Annotated in this window: 5 protein-coding genes; 3 read left to right on the forward strand and 2 right to left on the reverse strand. The window is 69.7% G+C overall.

Annotated elements, in window-relative coordinates; genetic code table 11:
• The coding region (locus tag BBK14_RS09095) for an IS6 family transposase (protein ID WP_071060988.1) at window positions 1-546 on the reverse strand (546 nt) is incomplete at its 3' end.
• Between the two features lie 322 nt (window positions 547-868).
• Here BBK14_RS09095 and BBK14_RS09100 point away from each other — a divergent pair.
• Entirely contained in the window at window positions 869-2,134 is a 1,266-nt protein-coding gene (locus BBK14_RS09100; RefSeq protein ID WP_071060990.1) for an APC family permease, read from the forward strand.
• A 107-nt stretch (window positions 2,135-2,241) separates the two neighbouring features.
• On the forward strand, window positions 2,242-2,718 hold the full coding sequence (locus tag BBK14_RS09105; protein ID WP_071060992.1) for a DoxX family protein: 477 nt from the start codon (window positions 2,242-2,244) through the stop codon (window positions 2,716-2,718).
• Window positions 2,719-2,749: 31 nt separating this feature from the next.
• On the opposite strand, the gene BBK14_RS09110 is transcribed toward BBK14_RS09105, so the two are convergent.
• The gene (locus tag BBK14_RS09110; RefSeq protein ID WP_071060994.1) at window positions 2,750-3,055 is read right to left on the reverse strand and encodes an Rv3488 family transcriptional regulator; all 306 of its coding nucleotides are present in this window, start codon (window positions 3,053-3,055) and stop codon (window positions 2,750-2,752) included.
• A 148-nt stretch (window positions 3,056-3,203) separates the two neighbouring features.
• Between BBK14_RS09110 and BBK14_RS09115 the strand changes: the two genes are divergently transcribed.
• On the forward strand, window positions 3,204-3,764 hold the full coding sequence (locus BBK14_RS09115; RefSeq protein WP_071060996.1) for a hypothetical protein: 561 nt from the start codon (window positions 3,204-3,206) through the stop codon (window positions 3,762-3,764).
• Window positions 3,765-3,810: the final 46 nt, after the last annotated feature.

Consider the following 3,810-nt stretch of genomic DNA (forward strand, 5'->3'; position numbering starts at 1 on the left):
CCGTTTGAGTCCGCGCATCGGCCGGAGCCGGGCTTTGAGCCTGCCATGATCGGCTTCGATCCGATTGTTCTCTCTGGCGGCGTCGACATGGCAGGCCTCGGGGAGCAGCTCGTCGAGGATCCTCGGGTAGACGGGTGCCTTGTCGGTGGTGACCTCGACCGGGCGGCGGCCATGCGCCAGCGCCTGGATGAAGAACCGGCGGGCAGCGGCCTGGTCGCCGCGGGTGCTGACGAGGACGTCGATGACCTGGCCGTGCTGGTCGACGGCACGGTAGAGGTAGGCCCACCGGCCGGCGACCTTGACGTAGGTCTCGTCGAGGAACCACCTGTCGCCGGGCCGATGCCAGCAGGGCCGGRCTGCCCCGGCGAGTAGAGGCGTGAAGCGCTGCACCCACCGGTAGACCGTGACGTGATCGACCTCGAGGCCGCGTTCGGCGAGCAGCTCCTCGACGTCCCGGTAGGACAGCGCGAACCGCAGGTACCAGCGGACCGCCAGAACGATCACCTCCGACAGACAGGGGAACCGGAACCCGGCGAACTCCGACACCGGAGCCGATGGACGGGCACGACGTCGGCGCATCCTCTGATCATGGCTGATCGGCGGCTACGCGAAGGCAGACATCGCCGATGCAACAGCGCCCTCAGAAGTGCMTCGCAGAACACTGGAGTTGCGAGAGGTTTTCTGCGAGCGAGCATCGGGGCAAAACGGACACAACCCGGGGTCTCGCAGCACTCTCGCAACTGATTATTTATGAGAATCGTCATCTGTGCGCCTCTGGCCTGGGATGCGGTCGGGCGACACACTCGGTCACGTGTCGTCTTCCGATATCGGATTCCGTAAGGAGCGCACCCATGCCGAGGAGTGAGCCGTGAGCACGGCATCGACCGCCGCTGGCGTCCCGAACGAGTTGCGGCGTCGCCTCGGGGTGCCCGACACCGTGGTGATCGGTCTGGGGTCGATGATCGGTGCGGGGATCTTCGTTGCGCTCGCTCCGGCGGCGCACGCGGCTGGCTCCGGGCTGCTGCTCGGGCTGGCTCTGGCCGCCGTGGTCGCGTACTGCAACGCGACGTCCTCCGCCCGGCTGGCCGCTCGGTATCCGGCCTCGGGCGGGACCTATGTCTACGGGCGTGAGCGGCTTGGTGCCTTCTGGGGTTATCTCGCGGGGTGGGGGTTCGTGGTCGGTAAGACCGCTTCCTGCGCCGCGATGGCCCTGACGGTCGGGTCGTACGTGTGGCCCGGTCAGGCGCACGCGGTCGCGGTGGCCGCCGTGGTCGCGCTGACCGCCGTGAACTACGCCGGGGTGCAGAAATCCGCCTGGCTCACCCGGGCGATCGTGGCCGTGGTCCTGGTGGTTCTCGCCGGCGTGGTCCTCGCCGTCCTCACCTGCGGTGAGGCGGATGCCGCGCGGCTGAGTATCGGCAGGGACGCCTCCTTCGGCGGGGTGCTGCAGGCGGCGGGTCTGTTGTTCTTCGCCTTCGCCGGATACGCGCGCATCGCCACTCTCGGTGAGGAGGTCCGCGACCCGGGTCGGACCATTCCCCGGGCCATCCCGCTCGCGCTCGCCATCACCCTGGTCGTCTACGTGCTCGTCGCCATCGCCGTTCTCGCGGTGCTGGGGCCGTCGCAGCTGGCCGATGCCACCGCACCGCTGTCGGACGCCGTCCGGGCCGCGGGCGCGGGCTGGCTCGCGCCGGTGGTGCGCGTCGGCGCGGCGGTGGCCGCGCTCGGCTCGCTGCTGGCGCTCATCCTCGGCGTCTCGCGCACGACCCTGGCGATGGCCCGGGACCGGCATCTGCCCCACGCCCTGGCGGCGGTCCACCCCAGGTTCGGGGTGCCGCACCGGGCCGAGCTCGCCGTCGGCGCCGTGGTGGCGGTCCTCGCGGCGACGGCGGACGTGCGTGGGGCGATCGGGTTCTCCTCCTTCGGTGTGCTGGCCTACTACGCCATCGCCAACGTCTCCGCCTGGACCCTGACCCCCGGCGAGGGCCGCCCGCACCGCCTGATCCCTGTCCTCGGGCTGGCGGGCTGCCTCACGCTGGCTTTCGCCCTGCCTCCGGCCTCTGTGATCGCCGGGGTCGCGGTGTTGGCCGTGGGCGCCGCCGCCTACGGGATACGCCGCATAGTGGCCCCGTAACCCCTGCACGACACGGCTGCGGGCCGGGCGCACAACCACCGGTGCCCCGCTGGCTCACGGGACGGTATCGGTATCCGATACGTTGCGATGGCAGAGGGGCACCTCGTATGACACAGCTCGGCACCTGGCAGGCCCGGCTGACCTCGACCACCGCGCCCGCCGCGGTGATCCTCATCCGCTTCTACGTCGGCGCGGTCTTCCTCTTCGAGGGCATTCAGAAGTTCCTCTACCCCGACGAGCTCGGCGCCGGCCGGTTCGACAAGGCCGCCATCCCCGCCCCCGGCTTCTTCGCACCCCTGGACGGGGGCTTCGAGATCGCCTGCGGTGCGCTGATCCTGGCCGGGCTGCTCACCCGACTCGCCACCCTGCCGATGATCGTGAACATGCTCGGTGCGCTACTCATCACCAAGCTGCCCATCCTGTGGGGCGACGCCCCGCTCTTCGACGGCGCATCCGGCTGGTGGGACTTCGTCCACGAATCCCGCACCGACCTCGCCCAGCTGTGCGGCAGCCTCTTCCTGCTCATCGTCGGCGCCGGCGCCTACTCCCTCGACGCCCACCTGCACCCCACCGCCACGGCTTAGCCGCACGCCCCGCAAACTCCCAACGCGGTTCCTACAGGGTGTCGTCGCCGAGGACTTCGCGGGCCAGCTCCGCCAGAGCCTTGCGGTCCTCCGCGAGAGCCCGCCTCCCGACCTCGGTCGCCCGGTAGACCCGCCGGGCCCGGCCATCCACGACACGCTGGTCAGAGGTCAGCAGCCCGTCCGCTTCCAGCCGATGCAGCGTCGGATACAGCGTGCCGGGGCTGATCTGGTAGCCGTGGCGGGCCAGCTCCTCGGTCATCCACGCKCCGTGGATCTCCCTCTCGGCCRCGTGGTGCAGGATGTGCAGCCGCACCGCACCCCGCTGAAACTCCCGCACCCCTGACCCACCTCCGACAGCGACGAAACCGATATCGGCATCCGACCCTACGCCCGAGGTGGGCCCAGCCAGACGTTGTCAGTAGCGACCATCCGCCACCCGCAGGGCGCGTGAGTGAACTGTCACACCCAGTCATTACGGTCGCACCGTGAACAACCTCGCCACACTGGCCGCGTCCGTGACTGAATTCGCGGCGTGCAACACCATGACCCTGGTGCCCGCGGCGCCAGAACGCGACCTCGGCCCGGAGGTGAACATCTCGCCGGGCGCCTTGGACCTGCCCGGCTTCCTCGCTCTCGCCGCGATGCTCGGTGGCGCAGTGCTGTACCTCAAGGCCGTTGCCTTCGACCCCGACAACGATGAGGACGAGGTAGCGGACCCGCCTACGCATCTGATCAAAAACAAGGGCGAGACCGGCCGGGTCAGCGTCGCGTTCGCCGCGAACGGTCTGATCCGCTTCTGGGAGCAGTCCGCGCCCTGGTACCTCGAATGGCAGGAACTGACGGGCCGCCCCTCGGCGCGGTTTCCCGCGCAGCGTGACGCCGACGAGGACACCGAGCGACTCAGCGACGAGGAGCGGGCACGCCTCTCCGCCGAGCTGGTGGACACGCTGCTGGCCGACCCGGGGTTCCGGGCGGCGAAGCAGGGCGGAGCCAGGCAGCCTGTACTCCGCACGTTCGTGCGGTGTCCTGAACGTGTGACTCTTTGATCTTGTGGTGTGTTGATCGCCCTGGTGTGTAGGGCTTCCGGTCTGG

This window comes from Parafrankia soli (assembly GCF_001854695.1).
In the GTDB taxonomy this organism is placed as follows: domain Bacteria; phylum Actinomycetota; class Actinomycetes; order Frankiales; family Frankiaceae; genus Parafrankia; species Parafrankia soli.